Annotated in this window: 11 protein-coding genes; 3 read left to right on the forward strand and 8 right to left on the reverse strand. The window is 47.3% G+C overall.

Features of this window, described 5'->3' with window-relative positions:
* Positions 1–29: 29 nt before the first annotated feature.
* Positions 30–335, reverse strand: coding sequence for a DUF4286 family protein (locus JT717_RS20990; RefSeq protein ID WP_205513000.1), 306 nt, complete (start codon positions 333–335; stop codon positions 30–32).
* A 65-nt stretch (positions 336–400) separates the two neighbouring features.
* Positions 401–1,171, reverse strand: a complete 771-nt coding sequence (locus tag JT717_RS20995; protein ID WP_205513001.1) for an exodeoxyribonuclease III — start codon at positions 1,169–1,171, stop codon at positions 401–403.
* Between the two features lie 40 nt (positions 1,172–1,211).
* On the opposite strand from JT717_RS20995, the gene JT717_RS21000 reads away from it, so the two are divergent.
* Positions 1,212–1,958 carry an LOG family protein gene (locus tag JT717_RS21000; RefSeq protein ID WP_205513002.1) on the forward strand — a complete coding sequence of 249 codons (747 nt, stop codon included), beginning with the start codon at positions 1,212–1,214 and terminating at the stop codon, positions 1,956–1,958.
* Between the two features lie 125 nt (positions 1,959–2,083).
* Here the strand turns inward: JT717_RS21000 and JT717_RS21005 are convergent, their stop codons facing one another.
* The 6 genes from JT717_RS21005 to JT717_RS21030 all read right to left on the reverse strand — a co-directional run bounded on the left by JT717_RS21005 (position 2,084) and on the right by JT717_RS21030 (position 13,474).
* Entirely contained in the window at positions 2,084–2,890 is an 807-nt protein-coding gene (locus JT717_RS21005; protein WP_205513003.1) for a hypothetical protein, read from the reverse strand.
* 92 nt (positions 2,891–2,982) lie between these two features.
* Positions 2,983–5,727: a methionine synthase gene (gene metH / locus JT717_RS21010; protein WP_205513004.1), complete on the reverse strand. Its 2,745-nt coding sequence runs from the start codon at positions 5,725–5,727 to the stop codon at positions 2,983–2,985.
* A 104-nt stretch (positions 5,728–5,831) separates the two neighbouring features.
* The gene (locus JT717_RS21015; RefSeq protein ID WP_205513005.1) at positions 5,832–6,860 is read right to left on the reverse strand and encodes a homocysteine S-methyltransferase family protein; all 1,029 of its coding nucleotides are present in this window, start codon (positions 6,858–6,860) and stop codon (positions 5,832–5,834) included.
* Positions 6,861–7,209: 349 nt separating this feature from the next.
* Entirely contained in the window at positions 7,210–7,827 is a 618-nt protein-coding gene (recR, locus tag JT717_RS21020; RefSeq protein ID WP_205513006.1) for a recombination mediator RecR, read from the reverse strand.
* Positions 7,828–8,215: 388 nt separating this feature from the next.
* Positions 8,216–9,658 carry an Ig-like domain-containing domain gene (locus tag JT717_RS21025; RefSeq protein ID WP_205513007.1) on the reverse strand — a complete coding sequence of 481 codons (1,443 nt, stop codon included), beginning with the start codon at positions 9,656–9,658 and terminating at the stop codon, positions 8,216–8,218.
* A 606-nt stretch (positions 9,659–10,264) separates the two neighbouring features.
* Positions 10,265–13,474 (reverse strand): ATP-dependent DNA helicase, encoded by a 3,210-nt coding sequence (locus tag JT717_RS21030; RefSeq protein ID WP_205513008.1) that lies wholly within the window; start codon positions 13,472–13,474, stop codon positions 10,265–10,267.
* A 319-nt stretch (positions 13,475–13,793) separates the two neighbouring features.
* Between JT717_RS21030 and JT717_RS21035 the strand changes: the two genes are divergently transcribed.
* Positions 13,794–15,155, forward strand: a complete 1,362-nt coding sequence (locus JT717_RS21035) for a sigma-54-dependent transcriptional regulator (RefSeq protein WP_205513009.1) — start codon at positions 13,794–13,796, stop codon at positions 15,153–15,155.
* Positions 15,156–15,208: 53 nt separating this feature from the next.
* On the forward strand, positions 15,209–17,608 hold the full coding sequence (locus JT717_RS21040) for a PAS domain S-box protein (protein WP_205513010.1): 2,400 nt from the start codon (positions 15,209–15,211) through the stop codon (positions 17,606–17,608).
* Positions 17,609–17,656 lie beyond the last annotated feature (48 nt).

The following is a 17,656-nucleotide window of genomic DNA, read 5'->3' on the forward strand; positions in this document are numbered from 1 at the left end:
CCGCACGGAATTAAATTTATTATCCACACTCAGTTAACAACCTCCATTACTGTGCGGAATGCTATAAAGCGATCGCCCCACCTGTCAAATGCTTTCTTGTTTAATACAGGTGCAAATTCCTCTATGAATTGATAGTAATTCTCCAATGCAGGTGCAAAAAATTGCATCACAAAGGTCATTCCTTCCGAATCATCCTGCTCCAATAACCTGAACATAGTATGCGCTGTGAACAGTCCCAATGCCATTATCTCGGGTATATGTTGCTGCTGCTGCCATTGCAGCCAGGCTTCTTCTATCGCAGGATCAACCTTATAGGTGATATTATAGGCAATCATGGAAATAGATAAAACAAAAATGAGAAAAAAACGTTGCGTGGAATAAGGTGTAAAATCTACAATTGTCAGGACGGGTGCAGCTCCAGGAAAACCGGGCAGTGATCGCTGTAATTTATGTCATGATATATATCTGCACTTTTTAAACGGCTGCGCAACGGATCTGTAGCGTTAATGTAATCGAGCCGCCACCCTTTGTTTTGCGCCCGTACCGTAGGGAAACGCTGACTCCACCAACTGTACCGGTGCGGTTCGGGATGAAAAGCACGGAAGGTATCGATCCAGCCATTCCGAAAAAATTTGTCCATCCATGCCCTTTCTTCCGGTAAAAAACCAGAACTGTTCTTGTTGCCTTTCGGATCATGGATATCTATATCGGTATGGGCAATGTTATAATCGCCGCACAGGATCAGTTTGGGATGCTTTTTTTTCAGGTCTTGCAGGTACAAATAAAAGTCATCGAGCCATTGGTATTTAAATGTCTGCCGTACATCACCCGATGAGCCCGAGGGGAAATAGGCATTGATCAGCCGGATATCGCCGAAATCGAGCTGAATGATCCTGCCCTCATCATCACTTACGGCGTGTTGATTACCGTATTCCACATGGTCGGGTTTTATTTTGGTAAATACAGCAACTCCGCTGTATCCTTTTTTCGATGCAGAGAACCAGTAATCATGATAGCCGCAATCGGTGACCAATTGGCGGTTCACATTGTCTTTGGTGGCCTTTGTTTCCTGCAGGCAAATGATATCTGCCGGGTCGGTCTTTAACCATTCGCAAAACCCTTTTGTCATGGCTGCTCGGATGCCATTCACATTATAACTTATAATGCGCATGAATTTTTGTTTAATTTGGCTGGCAATTTACATTTTTGATATGGAAGCAGCTTCAGCCAAGAAAAAGATTGAGCCGATAATACCACCCAAGGAACAGGTTTATTTGGAAGGCCCTAAAAGCCGTGGTTATGAACTGGCATTTGCCTGGCGGGTGTTCAAACAATTCATCAAAGGTTTCAGAACCCTTCACTTTGTTGGTCCCTGTATCACCGTGTTTGGCTCTGCCCGGTTTAAAGAAGACCATCCCTATTATGAAAGCGCCCGCGAGTTTGGAAAACGCATTGCCGAGATCGGCTTTACCACGATGACCGGTGGCGGACCTGGCATTATGGAAGCCGCTAACCGCGGCGCCTTTGAAAATGGCGGCGTTTCGGTTGGTTGCAATATTCAGCTGCCATTTGAACAACATGCCAACAAATACCTCAACCGGTCGATTACCTTCGAACATTTTTTCGTTCGCAAGGTGCTGCTGGTTAAATACTCGTATGCGTTCATCATTATGCCAGGCGGTTTTGGCACAATGGATGAATTCTTCGAAACACTTACGCTTGTTCAAACAAAAACCATCACCCAGTTCCCGATCGTATTGTTCGGAAAAGACTATTACAGCAGCTTATGGAACTATGCCGAGTTTATGGCCCAGCAAGGCACCATCAGCCGCGAAGACATGAAACTTGTTTTACTGACCGACAGCATCGATGAGGCGATGGAACATATCCATACGTATATCAATCAAAACTTTAAAGTAAGGCCCCGCAAACGATTCATGTGGTTTGAAAAAAGGTAGGCAAGCAGATCAATGACAATAAGATTCAGCGATCTTGGGATTCAGGGATCTTGAGATTTACCCGGAACTTCGAAATTGAACAAATCACAAGATCGCTAAATCCAAGATCAGCCATTCCGGTTACTTTACCGCTTCTTACCAGGGATCGTAATACCCAGGTTTAAGACAAGCTCGTAGGTACCAAAAGCCTGGCGGGCTCTTCCCTTGTAGATATGCAGGTGAGCATACCTGGCATAATCTACTTTGTGGGCGAATTCGAGATAAACATACCTGAAGAAGGTAGCTCTTACCGCGTTCTCCACACCTGCGTTCCAACCGCCGATCTGAAAATCGGGATCGTTTTTGTCGCCGTCGAAACTGTTCTCGACATGCGGGATCACCGGACCGATACCGGCTTTGCCCAGCAGATCTACCTTGATCTTTTCATTGGGATGCTCGTACAGGTTCCAACGTTTTACAATGTTGAACAATAAGAAGTTGGCGCCGTTGTTCAGGAAATAATAGAAGCCATTGTCTTCAGACCATTCTATCGTTTCATCAACCGGTTTGCCGTCCTTCCTTCCTTTGCGGTGCGCCTGCTGGTGATCGATAATGTACTTGGTGTGATCGAAGTTGATCTCGATGGCGAGATCGTCTTTGAAGAAATAACCAATCCGGTAATTGTACTGGGGAATGGTCATGGCCCGGTCGAAGATCCCTTTATCCCATCCGGGATTATCATGCGCCCGGATGTTTTTAAAGGTGTACTTATTACCAAGCTCGGGTTGATCTACGTGCAGATCGCTCCTGGTGTACCATTCTTTATTATACCCCCAGGAAAAATAAAATTCTCCTTTACGGTTCGAACGGTTGGATTGGGCTGCTACAAATAAGGGCACAAGGGTAACCAAAAATGCTATGGCCGTAATAGCATTTTTACGGGAATTCATCATGACGCTACAGGATTAAAAAGGCATTTTCAAGGGACGAAGCCCAAACGAATATGCTTGTTTTGTTATTGTGAAATCAGGCTTAACAAAAATTATTATGCATCATATTCGAGTACAGGGCGCAGCCAACGCTCAACATCTTCTACGGGCATGTTCTTGCGATTGGCATAATCAATGACCTGGTCTTTCTGGATCTTCCCTAATCCGAAATACTGGCTTTGCGGATGGGCGAAATACCAGCCGCAAATAGAGGAAGCAGGATACATGGCCAGCGATTCTGTTAATGTAATGCCGGTTGCCTGCTCACCACCCAGCAGATTGAACAGTTTATACTTTTCAGTATGGTCCGGACAAGCCGGATAACCGGGTGCGGGCCTGATGCCCGAATATGATTCCTTAATTAATTCTTCATTCGTAAAATGTTCGTCTTTTGCATAGCCCCAGAATTCTTTGCGCACCCGTTCATGCAAGCATTCAGCAAAAGCCTCGGCAAGCCTGTCTGCTAACACCTGCAGCATGATCTTGTTGTAATCGTCGTGATTTTCTATGAATTTCTTTATATGCGGCTCTATGCCCTGTATAGTAACGGCAAAGGCTCCCATGTAATCGGCAGCTTCTTTACTTTTTTCATTGGCAGGTGTTACAGCGGGTTTAACAAAGTCGGCCAAAGAAAAGTTCGGTTGCCCGGCCGCTTTTTTATTCTGCTGGCGTAAATGTTCGAGCCTTACCTTTTCCTGCCCTCTTTCATCATATATAAACACAGAATCTTTTCCGTTGCTGTTAGCCTGCCAGAAACCGATAACGCCCCGGGCCGTTAACCATTTTTCTGCGATGATCTTTTTCAACAGCTCATTGGCATCTTTAAACAATTTCGTAGCTTCTTTACCTACTTTCTCATCCTGTAAGATGGCAGGGAATTTACCGTGTAATTCCCAGGCAATGAAGAAGGGACCCCAGTCGATATAGTTGGTAAGCTCATTCAGATCGTAATTATCAAAAATGCGCGTGCCGGTGAATGATGGAACCGGCGGCGTATAATTCTTCCAGTCGATGGCTACGCGATTCTCCTGCGCCTGTTCAAAAGGCAGGTATTGTTTGGCGGTTTTCTTGCTGCCAAAATCATCGCGTAACTTTTGATATTCCTTACCAATCGTATCCAGGAAACCGGGTTTTTGTTCTTTGCTCAATAAAGAACCGGCTACGGTAACACTGCGGGAAGCATCCAGCACATGCACCACGCCGTTGTCATACTGCGGGGCAATTTTAACCGCTGTATGCATGCGGCTGGTGGTGGCGCCCCCGATCAGCAGGGGCTGGGTCATGTTGCGTCTTTTCATTTCATGGGCCACATGCACCATTTCGTCGAGTGAAGGAGTAATAAGACCACTTAAGCCGATGATGTCTACTTTTTCTTTCTGGGCTGTTTCGAGGATCTTGTCTGCCGGAACCATTACGCCCAGGTCGATAATATCGTAGCCATTACAGCCTAATACCACACCAACAATGTTCTTTCCGATATCATGTACATCGCCTTTTACGGTGGCCAGCAATATTTTGGCGGCGCCCGCACCTTCTTCATTTGTTGTTCCGGCTGCTAAATGCGCCAGGCGTCGTTCTTCTTTTTCCGCTTCAATGTATGGGGTAAGAATGGCCACCGATTTTTTCATTACCCGGGCGCTTTTCACTACCTGCGGCAGGAACATCTTACCGCTGCCGAACAGATCGCCCACTACATTCATACCGTCCATAAGCGGCCCTTCAATGACGTCTAGCGGTTTTGGGTATTTCTGCCTGGCTTCCTCAGTATCCTGGTCTATATAGTCTGTAATGCCGTTTATGAGGGCATGTTTCAGGCGCTCTTCTACTGAATTATTCCGCCAAGCTTCATTCTTTATTTCATTCTTGTCTTTTGCCTTAACTGTTTCCGCAAACTGGATCAGGCGGTCGGTAGCGTCTTCGCGGCGGTTCTGGATCACATCTTCACACAGTTCCCGCAGCTGGGGCTCAATTTCATCGTATACGACAAGCTGGCCGGCGTTTACAATACCCATATCCATACCGGCTTTAATGGCATGGTACAGGAATACGGCATGCATGGCTTCGCGCACCGGTTCATTACCGCGGAAGGAGAAAGAGATATTACTTACCCCGCCGCTTATTTTAGCCAGGGGCATTTTTTGTTTAATGATGCGGGTGGCCTCAATAAAGTCAAGCGCATAATTATTGTGCTCTTCGATACCGGTTGCCACTGCAAATATGTTGGGATCGAAGATGATATCCTGCGGATCGAAGCCTACTTCTTCTGTCAGGATCTTATAGGCCCTTTCGCAGATATCCACCCGGCGTTGCAGGGTATCGGCCTGTCCCTGTTCATCGAAGGCCATTACGACAACCGAAGCGCCATAGAGTTTACAGATCTTTGCCTCGCGAATGAACTTCTCTACTCCTTCTTTCATGGAAATAGAGTTCACGATACACTTGCCCTGCACACATTTCAATCCCGCCTCGATGATCTCGAACTTTGAGCTGTCGATCATGATGGGGATCTTGGCAATATCAGGCTCACTTTGCAACAGGTTCAGATAGGTGGTCATGGCCTTTACGCCGTCGAGCAGGGCATCATCCATGTTCACGTCAAGGACCTGGGCGCCGCTTTCAACCTGTTGGCGGGCTACGCTGAGTGCTTCTTCATACTTGTTCTCGCGGATGAGGCGGGCAAATTTTTTGGAACCGGTCACGTTGGTACGTTCTCCTACGTTCACAAAATTGGTTTCAGGGCGAATGACCAGGGGTTCTAACCCTGCAAGCCGCAAGTATGGTTTTATCGTGTTCGCTGACATATCCTGTTTACATTTTTGGGGGAATTACAAAACCAGCCGGTTCCCGGGCAGGGCAAGTCCTGCACCAGTAATTCCTTTGATATTTTAAAAATTGCCTGTACTCATTATAACGCCGTTTCCAATACCGGTAATGGTCTTGGTTTAAACTGGCGAACATGTTCGGCAATGTGTTTAATATGATCGGGGGTTGTACCGCAGCAGCCGCCTACGATGTTTACAAAACCTTCACGCGCCCATTCTTCGAGGAAGTGAGCGGTTTGTTCGGGTTGTTCATCATACTCACCCATGGCATTGGGTAAGCCCGCGTTGGGATAGGCGGAAGTATAGCAAGCCGCTATCTGGCTTAACTCTTCAATATGCGGCCGCATTTCAGAGGCGCCCAATGCACAGTTCAAACCAATGGAAAGCGGTTTGGCATGCATTACCGAGGTATAGAAAGCTTCGAGGGTTTGTCCGCTCAACGTGCGGCCGGAAGCGTCGGTGATGGTGCCGCTGATCATGATGGGCAGTTCGGCTTTGGCTTCATCACTGAAATATTTCTTAATGGCGTAAATGGCGGCTTTGGCATTGAGGGTATCAAAGATGGTCTCTATCAGCAGCAGATCTACTCCACCTTCCACCAGGCCTTTTACCTGTTCGTAATAGGCACTCATCGCCTCGTCGAATGTTAAGGCCCTGAAGCCGGGGTTGTTTACGTCGGGTGATAAGGAAAGTGTTTTGTTGAGCGGACCGATAGCGCCGGCTACAAAGGCCCGTTCGCGGCCACCTTTATTGGTGGCAGGGTCGGCAAAGAATTCCTGCACGGCTTCCTTGGCGATCCTGGCTGCTGCGAAATTCAGCTCATAGGCCAGCGGTTCCATATGGTAATCGGCCAGCGAAATGCGTTGGGCATTGAATGTATTGGTTTCAATGATATCGGCGCCGGCTTCGAGGTATAATTTGTGAATGCCTTTGATAATATCCGGCTGTGTAAGCACCAAGAGGTCATTATTGCCTTTGAGATCGCTTGCCCAGTCTTTGAACCGATCACCGCGGTAATCAGCTTCTGTAAGTTTGTGCCGCTGGATCATGGTTCCCATAGCGCCATCGATGACAAGGATCCGTTCCTGCAGGCATTGCTGTATTGTTTTCATTCTACCCTCCTTTTGTTTAGCATAGCAAATAAGTAAATGAGCATAACCGGACGTTCCAATGACGATCCAGGACCGCTAAGGCGGACATATACCGCCGGGTGAGAAACCGAACTTGTAAACGTTGGGAAACTGTGAAGAGAGAGTTTCTTATCGTTTATTAGTTCAGTTTTGGCATCTAATGCCTCCCGGTGTCCAGGATCTCAGATGCCGGTTCCTGCTCAGGATGCACAGGCCGAACAATAAACAAATCTGCCTATGCGGGTGCAAATTTACAGCTTGTTATGTTAATTGCAAACTGGGATATTAATAAGGGCTTATAACCGGAGGGAGTTCTGTTACAGGCTGGGGTTTAATGTTGTACATACTTTTCAACCGGCAGGCGATTGGTAATGCTGCGGGCAAGGGTCATTTCATCGGCATATTCCAACTCGCCGCCAAAGGCAATGCCGCGCGCGATGGTGGTGATCTTAACTTGTGATGATTGCAGCTTTTTCTGGATATAGTAGATGGTGGTATCGCCCTGGATCGTAGGGTTCAGGGCAAAGATCAGCTCTTCGGTGTTTTCCTTGTGTACCCGTTGTACCAGGGGTTCAATGGTAAGCTGGTCGGGCCCGATACCATCGAGCGGAGAAATAATGCCGCCCAATACATGGTATACGCCGCTGAATTGCTGGGTGCTTTCGATGGCAATTACATCGCGGATATTTTCAACTATACAAATGATCTCCTGTTTACGAAGGGGATTGGCGCAGATGGCGCAGGTGGTAGTGTCGGCTACATTAAAACAACGTTCACAGAATTTGATCTCCCGGCGCATTTTCAGCACGGCTTCGCCAAATGCATCTACATTACCGGGGTCTTGCTTTAATAAATGCAGCACCAGCCGCAATGCTGTCTTTTTTCCGATCCCGGGCAGTTTGGCAAATTCACTCACCGCATTTTCCAACAAAGAAGAAGAAAATTCCATGGTGCAAAGATACCGAATGGTTTGGGGTTTATGGTTTGTGGTTTGTGGTTATTGCCGCTGATTTTGCTCACTGGCAAATGGCGGCATACATTAATTTCTAATGCTTAATTCCTTACTGGTCACGCCTATTGCCTCGTTGCCTTAACTTTTATGCCTCGTTGCTTCGGGCTTCGCCTCGTTGTCTGGCCTCTTGCCTCGTTTCCTCGGCCCTTGGCCTCGTTACCTCGGGCTTCGCCTTGTTGTCTCAGGCTTCGCCTCGTTGTCTCAGGCTTCGCCTCGTTGTCTCGGGCTTCGCCTTGTTGCCTTGCTTCGCCTCGTTTCCTTGGGCTTGGCTTGTTTCCTTGGTCTTCGCCTCGTTGCCTCAGCCTTTACCTTAATGCCTTCTTCCTCACTTCGTGAGTGTAATGTCTACCAAATTGTCCCAGTTGGCTTTTACGTTCAGTTTACGGTTGATGGGTTGTACTTTTTCGGGCTGGTGACGGTCTTTAAAGAAGGAACCCGGGTCCCAGACGCCGTTCTTATTATCGTCGTATAAAATGCGGAGGTCGTATTCACCGGGCACAAATAATTTGGCATAGAACTCTCTGCCGGTCATGGGATAGGCGAATTTTACATTATCACCCTGTACAAATTGTAGGACGGGGTTTCTGCTGAAATCGAGGCCGATGATACGGAGCCTGAGCAGTCCGTAATCGCTTTGTTTTTTTGAGCGAAAGGCCAGGGTATCGGTACGCGCTATCTTAGCGCCGGCGGTATCCTCGGCAAAATCTTTATCTATGATAAGATTATAGGCGGTGTTTTCGGTCCAGTTATAGGTGAGCGTCACCTTCTTGTTGCTGGTATCTGTGGTGAAGTGATAATTCGGCAGCGGTTCATACTTTTCATTCGTTAGAACAACCTTTGTGCTGTCGAAATATTTGACAGGTGTTTCAAAGCGGAATTCAAATTGGGTTAAGAGGTCCTGCTCATTATTGCTAAGATTGGTCTCGAGTTTCAGCCGGGGTTCCTGTTTGTCATTTTTTCTTGCAGGCCGCACGGCAGGCACTGCCGGTTTTTTCGTTTTGGCCGTATCTTCTTCATCTTTTTCCAGGTAAGCGTACAGCGTAACCGGTTTGGGTGTTGTACTGGGGCTTACCAGCTCATCGGCAAAAGCGAAGAGCTGGGTATTGCTGAGGTAACGGCGCTGTCCGCCTTCATCTTTCAGCGCATACATGGCAAATGAACCGGAAGGCAGGTTGCTGAAGGCGAAATTGCCATCTTTATCGACCCGGGCAATATAGCGGGGCTTTTCTTTGATGACAGCCGAATCATCGGTATTGCTATGCAGCATGACAATCAGGGTGGAATCGGTTTTACCGGTTTCGGCAATGATCACCTTGCCGGTTAGCGCCAGGGAATCGAGGTTTTCACCGGTGGTGAACAGATAGGTAAAATTCTTTAACACATTGCCCTCGTTAATGTCTTTTATGGCGTTGCCAAAATCGATGGAATAGGTGGTGTTGGGTTGCAGGGTATCTTTAACGGTGACGGTCACTGTGCGCAACCTTGAATCAACGATGGGATTTATTTTCGGAACCGGTGAAACCAGCAGATTTTCCTGTACGTTCTCTACCTGAACAAACTCGTCGAATTCGAAGACGATCCTTTTGCCGCTGAAGTTCCTGGCCGAATCGCGGGGATTTACTTTCATAAGCCGGGGCGCCAGGGAGTCGCGGGGGCCGCCCATGGGGGGCACTATATTGGCGCAACCAGTTTGCACCAGGGTAGGCGGAAGCAGCGCAAGGATCAAAAGGAAGGGAGAAACTATCTTTAATATACTAGCATACTTCATAAGGCCGCAAACTTAAGCCGTTTATCGCCAAATGTTGCTTCAAAATCCGTTAAATTAACACCTCTCTTGCCGGTTACCGGTTGCCGGTCACCAGTTGCCGGTTACCAGTTGCCGGTTGCCGGTTACCGGCGTTCCAGGTTCCAGGTTTCAGGTTGCAGGGATTCTGTTCGGCTTATCCTTGTTTCTGCGACCCATCTTCTGGTACCACAAACCCTCTGATGCACTGTTTACAGCTGACATTTAGTTAAGCAGTTTGTGAATAGGGGACCTTGTAACCTGTACCCTGCAACCTGTAACGCAAAGTGTTTAAACGGTATCTTTCAATTGTGAGGTGATACTATTTAAGCCGATCGACACCCTTTAACCTGTACCCTGCAACCTGTAACGCAAAGTGTTTAAACGGTATCTTTCAATTGTGAGGTGATACTATTTAAGCCGATCGACACCCTGTAACCTGTACCCTGCAACCTGTAACACAATCTGTTTAAACGGTAACTTTCAATTGTTGGTTGATCAAGTAATTAAGCCGATCCGTACCCTGCAACCTGTAACGCAACGTTATTAAACGGTATCTTTCAATTGTTGTAATTACTGTAATTGTAAGGCTTACGCTTCCTCTTCAGAAGTCATATCGTGCAGGGCGATCACCAGCTTATTGGTTTTAACAAAATTGCACCAGTGGCAGTCTTCCTTCCCGCAGCCAATGTAAAACTCGCGGTTCTGGATCTTTTCCCATACAGTAACGATCTGCTGGGTAACTGTGGTAATATCTGAAGGTTTTATAATTACTTTTTCCTTGCGGTAGCCCTTCTTTTTATCGGGTTCTATAAAGTCGAATTCGGTACTGATCACCTGCCAGTCACGGCTTTCGTAATTATCGACCAGGATCTTATAAAACACAGCCTGGCGCCAGTAGTCACCACCGTTGGGCTCTTTTTCGCTGGGCGGCTGCAGTTTGGCCTTTGCTTTTTCCGGATCACCGGTCTTATAATCCACGATGTTCACCTGTTTGCCATCGAATTCCAGTTTATCGAGCTTGCCTTTGAGCGGAACGCCGTTCACTTCAATGTTGCGGATATTCCTTTCTACGGTAACAATGCGGTTCCAGGTGAAAATGTATTTGTCGTAATAATTTGACAATACCTCCTGGCCGTATTCCAGCCGGCGATCGAACTGCTCGCGGGTAAAGTTTTCGCGGTGCCGGTGCATGTACCAGTTGAAATCATCCACAAATTCCCGTTTCGACGGAAATACATTGTTGTTCTCCTTCATCTTTTCAAAGAACCGTTGCAGGGCATGGTGAATGGCCGAACCAAATTCGGTGGCTTCGTTCTTAGGGGATGGAATGCGCAGCAGGTTTTTGAAATAGAACTCGAGTGGACATTTCAAATAATTGTTCAACGCCGTTACATTCATCACGAAGCGGTCGAGCAGAGCGGTAATAAAGTCATCTTCTATGCGGCTGATCTCAGGTGCTTCCGTTTCGCCGAACTGAATGATCTGAAAATCGGTAAGCGTTTCATCGCTCATGAATACTTTTTCAACGGGCAACAGGTGTTGTTCCTGTATTTCTGCAAGGAACATGGAAGGTTCCAGTTCTCGGCCATCGTTTTTATACCGGCAATAAGAAATGGTGAGGTATTGTTCAGCGCGGGTGAGTGCCACATAAAACAGGCGGCGCAGTTCCTCAATCTCTGTATCGCTGCGACCGGCTGCATTAACCGGGGCGCCGTCCGCAGCGGAATTGCCCGATGCCAGGGGATAGCTGAAGAACACGTTTTCCGGGATCTTGTAGCCACCGCCGGGTTTGCGTTTCTTTTCCCAGAAAGAAGCATTACAACCGGCAATGAACACATGTTCAAATTCCAGCCCTTTGGAGCCATGGGCCGTCAGGAGGTTTACACCTTTATCGTTACCGCTCACCTGCACCAAAGGCAATGACAAACCTTCTTTCTCCATAAGGTCGAACACTTCAACGAGGTCGTTCAGCTGCAGTAAAGGATTGCGGTGGGTCTCCTCTTTTATAAAATCGAAGAGGGCCGTTAACACCTGCATCATCCAGGCCTTTTCAGGGCTTTGCATGATATTGTTGAGCAGGCCGGTTCGGCGAATGATATTTTCAACAAGCACCAGCAGGGTAACATTGGGAACAATGGCAATTAATTTTTCCAATGCTTTGGTAGCCTGTTGCAGCCCGGGATGTAATCCCCTGCTGAACAGGTCGGCGGGTGGTGTATTGGCTTTGTCGTATAATAAACGGCGCAGGGAGGTTTTGTTATTACCGAACTGGCGGTCGGCCACCTCAATGCTTAGTTTGGCAATTTCCACAGGAGGAACATTGAACCAGTCGAAATGCAGGATCTCAAACAACATTTCATCACCACCGTAGGGTATATCATGTTCGGCGGCGAGGTATTTGATGAGCAGAATGATCTTTTTAGCGAAAGGTTCCTGCAGCAGGTTCAAATGCCGTTTGCTGTATACGGGTATGCCCAGTAGTTTAAAGTACTGGGTCAGTTCCTGGCCATATTTATTTTCTCGGTAAATGATGCTGATCTTTCCCGGTGCTACGCCCTGCGCCAGCAGTTCCTGTACCTGCATGGTGATGCCGATCATTTCATGCCGCTGCGTTTCATATTCTTTGATGACGGGAATAGCGTCGGTAGGTTCCAGCGCAAAAAAGCGCGGGTGCGATGACTTCAGGTTCTTGCTAAGGCCTTCAATTTGTTTCACCAGACGCTCCTGGTTATTGTTGATGAGCGTCATAGATACATCGAGAATGGGTTGGGCCGAACGATAATTGTTGGTCAACACCACGGTGAGCAGGTTTTGCCGGTAAGAATTGGCAAACTGCAACATGTTCTCTACGTTGGCGCCCTGGAAGCGGTAAATACTCTGGTCATCGTCGCCCACTACAAAAATATTGGGCGTTTCCCAGAAGCTGATCAGCAGGTTCACCAGTTGGTTTTGGGTACCGCTGGTATCCTGAAATTCATCTACCAGAATGTATAAAAACTGTTCCTGGTAGCGGTTCAGCAAAGCTGCGTTTTCCTGGAATGCCCTGATCACCCAGTTGATCATGTCGTCGAAGTCGTACCGGTTGCGGTCGCGCATCAACTGCTGAAAGCGGTCGAATTCATTCACCGCTGCCCGCAGTTTTTCCATCTTCTCTTTTTCTTCGTCCAGTTTATCTTTCTTCAGATCACCGGCTTTAAACTGCTTGTAGGCCCGTTTGTAGATAAACTCTTCGCGGGTGGGCAGATCGGCGATCCAGGCATCGATGCATTGGTTGATAAATGCGGGTGACCAGCCTTCGCGTTTCATGGTGCTGAAAAGCGATTGCAGGTTATGAATTTCATAGTATACATCGCCCCGGTAACGCTTGAGCGGATGGTTCTTGGGAAAATTATCTATGAGTTGTTTGAACAGTTCGATTCTTTCCAGGTCGGAAATGGGATCCAGCGCCGTTTTTTCAAACAGGGAGAGATTTTCCTGGATGATATCGTTGCAAAAAGCGTGAAAAGTATAAATGTTCACGCGGTAGGCATCGGGCCCTATGAATTGGGACAGGCGCTTGCGCATGGCCACTACACCGGCATCGGTATAGGTTAAACACAAAATATTCTGCGGCTGGGAGTCTGTATCGAGCAGGATTTTGCCAATGCGGCTGGCGAGGATCTGGGTTTTACCGGTTCCCGGTCCGGCGATAACCATAACCGGCCCTTCAATGGTGTCGACAGCGATCCGCTGCTGCGGATTCAGCTTTTTGTATTCTTCAGTGAATTTCTGGTTAAGGCGTTCCCGGTTCACGCTCATATACCAAAGATAAAGAAGGGTCAATGAATACGACGGCGCCCTAATATGATAACCGGCCAATGTTCAGAAACTGGTTTTAAATGTGCAAAAGTTTTTAGTTTTTTAATCTGGCCGTCTGCCCATTTTGGTCTTTTTTTACCACCTATTACTGCATTTTCGTGTATTTTATACACTGATTCCACTAAGGAGAAACTATTATTTGCTGATAATAAATAGCTTATGAGGGGAAAAGAAATAGTCGATTCGCCGGTGGAAAGCTTCTTTTTTTGGGAATAAAAGTAAATTTCCGTCGTTTCTAATATTACAGATTTTCGCAATAATGAAAAATCAGCACCCTTTAAAGATATTTATACTCGAAGACGATGTTTGGTATGGTTCAATGCTTCAGCATTACCTCGCCCTGAATCCCGACTATGAAGTGAAGCGCTTTCACAACTGTAAGGATTTTCTGAACCAGTTGCATGAAAGGCCTGAAGTAGTAACGCTTGATTACTCCATGCCCGACATGGATGGCAGTGAAGTGTTGAAAAAGATCAAGGAAATTGATCCGGGCATCCAGGTGATCATCATTTCGGGTCAGGAAGACATTAAAACGGCCATCAGCCTCATTAAAAATGGCGCATTCGATTACATTGTTAAAGACGATGATGCCAAAGACCGCCTGTGGAACAGCCTGCTTCATTTGAAGGAGATCGACGGACTGCGCAAAGAAGTGGAGCATTTGAAAGAACAGGTAGGTAAAAAGTACGACTACTCTAAATTCCTGATCGGGAAAAGTCCGGCCTTCGAGAAGGTCTTCAGCCTGATAGAAAAAGCCTGTAAGACGAATATAACGGTTTCCGTTACCGGCGAAACCGGTACGGGTAAAGAGATGGTGGCCCGGGCTATTCACTACAATTCCGAAAAAAGCAAGAAGCCGTTTGTGGCGGTGAATGTGGCGGCTATTCCCAGGGAGCTGATAGAAAGTGAGTTGTTTGGGCATGAAAAGGGCGCATTTACGGGCGCCATTACCCGAAGGATCGGTAAATTTGAAGAAGCGCATAACGGTACGCTTTTTTTAGATGAGATCGGGGAATTGGACATCAACCTGCAGGCGAAGTTGCTGCGTGTGTTGCAGGAAAGGGAGATCACCCGGGTTGGTGGCAATGAAGTGGTACCGATCAATGTGCGCATTATCGTAGCTACACATAAAAACCTGTTGGAAGAAGTGCAGGCCAGGCGGTTCAGGGAAGACCTGTATTACCGTTTGATCGGTTTGCCTATAGCCATACCACCATTAAGAGAGCGGGGCAATGATATTGTCATACTGGCCAAGCATTTTATGGACCAGTTCTGTAAAGAAAATAATACCGACAAAAAATTGCTTTCGCCGGAGGCGCAGCAAAGGCTCCTGCACCATGCATTTCCCGGTAATGTGCGGGAATTGCGGTCGGTCATAGAACTGGCTGTAGTAATGGCCGATGGCGATACCATTTTACCGGAGCATATCACTTTGAATTCTAACTCCTCGGTGAACGACCTGATGAATAAAGAAAGGACCCTGAAAGAATTTGAGTTGCAGATCATACAGCACTATCTCGACAAATACGACAAAGACGTATTGCTGGTAGCGAAAAAACTGGATATCGGTAAATCGACGATTTACCGGATGATCCAGGCCGGTGAATTAAATGTCCGGTAAAACTGCTGCCAGTGAGCGGATGCGTTCCTGTTGGGTACCATAACATGAAACCGTTGAAAAACATACCTGCTGCCAACCAGGCTCATCCGCCCTTAACCGACGGTACCGGGGAAGGCGAAGGTAATGTGCCAAGCACCCTGGCTTCATTTTATGAAGAGGTGCTTATGAATATACCGGCCGACATTGCCGTGTACAATACGCGCGGTGAATTCCTGTTCATTAATTCAGCGGTCATAAAAGAAGCGGCTACCCGCGAATGGCTTATTGGTAAAACCATTGAAGATTACTGTCGCATAAGGCAAAAGCCGCCCGAAATGGCCATCAGGCGGAAGGAAATGATAGAAGAAGCGGTGTTGACCAGAAAGCTGCAAAAATGGGAGGAGCGCTTTGAATTTCCCGACGGGCAGATCAAATATCATATCAGGCATATTCAACCGGTGCTGGATGCGCAGGAGCAGGTAAAGTTCTGCATCGCCTATAGCATTGATATCAGTGATCAAAAGCGGGCCGAGGAGTATATACAATTAAGCGAGAAGAAATACCGCGACCTGTTCAATTACAGTCAGGCCTGGATCTGTACCCATGACCTGAACGGCCGCTTATTATCGGTGAATCCCGCCGCCAGTTTGGCCCTGGATTATACTGCCGGGGAAATGGTTGGGCGGGCGCTTCTCGAATTCATACCTGAAGAAGATAAAGCATTATATGAATTGAACTACCTGCAACCGATCCTGCGTAATGGCAAGTCGGAAGGGGTATTCAGGGTGCAGGGGAAGAGCGGCAAGGTCATTTACCTGTTGTACCAGAATTATAAAATGGATGTGCCGGGCATAGAGCCCTATGTAATAGGGTTTGCGCAGGACATCTCGGATCGTATAAAGGCAGAGCGGGAATTAAGGCAGGCCAAGAAACTGACAGAAGAGGCCGCCCGCGCCAAAGAGGTTTTCCTGGCGAATATGAGCCATGAAATTCGAACCCCGATGAACGGAGTATTGGGCATTGCGGGTTTACTGGCAAAGACTAAACTGGATGCACAGCAGCAGAGTTACCTAAGGCTGATACAGGAGTCGGCCAACAATTTATTGTTGCTGGTGAATGATGTGCTTGACCTGGAAAAGATCCTCTTAGGCAAGCTGCAATTTGAGCATGTGGTATTTTCCCTGGCAGACCGCATGGAACTTTGTTTGCAATCGTTCATTTATAAAGCGGAAGAAAAGGGTATTGGATTGGTGCATGAGAATTTGCTGGGCGAAGACCTGATCGTATTGGGTGATCCATACCGGTTGAGCCAGGTAATGAATAACCTGATCAACAATGCGCTTAAGTTTACCGAAGCAGGAACCGTAACCATTGAAACCCGTTTAATAGAGCGAATTGGTAATGAAGCGTGGATAGCATTTGCCGTGAAGGACACGGGCATAGGTATAACAGAGAGTCAGTTAGGGCTGATCTTTGAGCCATTCATGCAGGCGCATGTAGCCATCAGCCGCACACATGGCGGAACCGGTTTGGGCTTAAGCATTTGCCGGGAATTGATCACCATGATGGGTGGGGAATTGAAAGTGGCCAGTGAGGCGGGAAAAGGCTCATCCTTCAGCTTTGAATTACCATTTGCAATCAGTTCAACTAAACTCAATCAATCAACCGTGGCACAAGACCTGAATTATCAAAGCCTTGGCAGCAGATATATTCTGGTAGCTGAGGACGTGGAGTTGAATCAATACCTTGTTCGGCATATTATGGAGTCGTGGGGCTTTAAAGTGGATGTGGTGAATAATGGCCGCGAGGCTGTAGAAAAGATACAGGAAAATAATTATGACCTGGTGCTAATGGATATACAGATGCCGGAGATGGATGGCATGGAAGCCACCCGCGCCATCAGGCAGTTAGGCGATCCCGTTAAAGCGGCGATCCCGATCGTGGCGCTTACGGCCAATGCGTTGAAAGGAGATAGTGACAAGTATTTAGCTGCCGGTATGAACGATTTTCTGCCCAAGCCATTCAATGAGCAAAAGCTATTCCTGGTAATATCAAATAATTTAAATACCGGTGCAGTGGCACCAGCAAGTAAGCGTATGAGAGAAACAAAAACAACAGTTGCCGATAGCGAGGAAAAATTATATGACCTCGCCATGATACAAACGATTGCTGGCGGTGATGCCGGTTTTGTGAAGCGGATGGTGGAATTGTTTATAGAAACAGTGCCGCCTTCGATGGCAGAATTGCAGAAAGAAACTGCGGCGCAAAACTGGCTGAATGTAAGTAAGCTGGCGCACAAGCTGAAAGCGACTATCGACAGTATGGGCATTATCCGGCTCAGAGATGTGGTGCGAACGCTGGAGTTGAATGGAAAAAAGGGCGAGGGAGTTGATAAGATGCCCGGTCAGGTGCAGGAAGTTATTGATGTATTGCAGGCTTGTATGGAGCAGTTGAAGAGGGATTTTGACTTGTAGGAAGCATGTGAAGTAGGAAGTATGAAGTAGGGAGTATGAAGATGGCGA

The sequence above is a fragment of the Longitalea arenae genome (genome assembly GCF_016924755.1).
Lineage (GTDB): Bacteria > Bacteroidota > Bacteroidia > Chitinophagales > Chitinophagaceae > Niastella > Niastella arenae.

Bases quoted from the DNA above. Each gene is read 5' to 3' on its own strand.
- recR (WP_205513006.1), bottom strand. From the start codon at position 7,827: ATGGAATTTTCTTCTTCTTTGTTGGAAAATGCGGTGAGTGAATTTGCC.
- JT717_RS21035 (WP_205513009.1), top strand. From the start codon at position 13,794: ATGAAAAATCAGCACCCTTTAAAGATATTTATACTCGAAGACGATGTT.
- JT717_RS21030 (WP_205513008.1), bottom strand. From the start codon at position 13,474: ATGAGCGTGAACCGGGAACGCCTTAACCAGAAATTCACTGAAGAATAC.
- JT717_RS21005 (WP_205513003.1), bottom strand. From the start codon at position 2,890: ATGATGAATTCCCGTAAAAATGCTATTACGGCCATAGCATTTTTGGTT.
- JT717_RS20995 (WP_205513001.1), bottom strand. From the start codon at position 1,171: ATGCGCATTATAAGTTATAATGTGAATGGCATCCGAGCAGCCATGACA.
- JT717_RS20990 (WP_205513000.1), bottom strand. From the start codon at position 335: ATGATTGCCTATAATATCACCTATAAGGTTGATCCTGCGATAGAAGAA.
- JT717_RS21015 (WP_205513005.1), bottom strand. From the start codon at position 6,860: ATGAAAACAATACAGCAATGCCTGCAGGAACGGATCCTTGTCATCGAT.
- metH (WP_205513004.1), bottom strand. From the start codon at position 5,727: ATGTCAGCGAACACGATAAAACCATACTTGCGGCTTGCAGGGTTAGAA.
- JT717_RS21025 (WP_205513007.1), bottom strand. From the start codon at position 9,658: ATGAAGTATGCTAGTATATTAAAGATAGTTTCTCCCTTCCTTTTGATC.
- JT717_RS21000 (WP_205513002.1), top strand. From the start codon at position 1,212: ATGGAAGCAGCTTCAGCCAAGAAAAAGATTGAGCCGATAATACCACCC.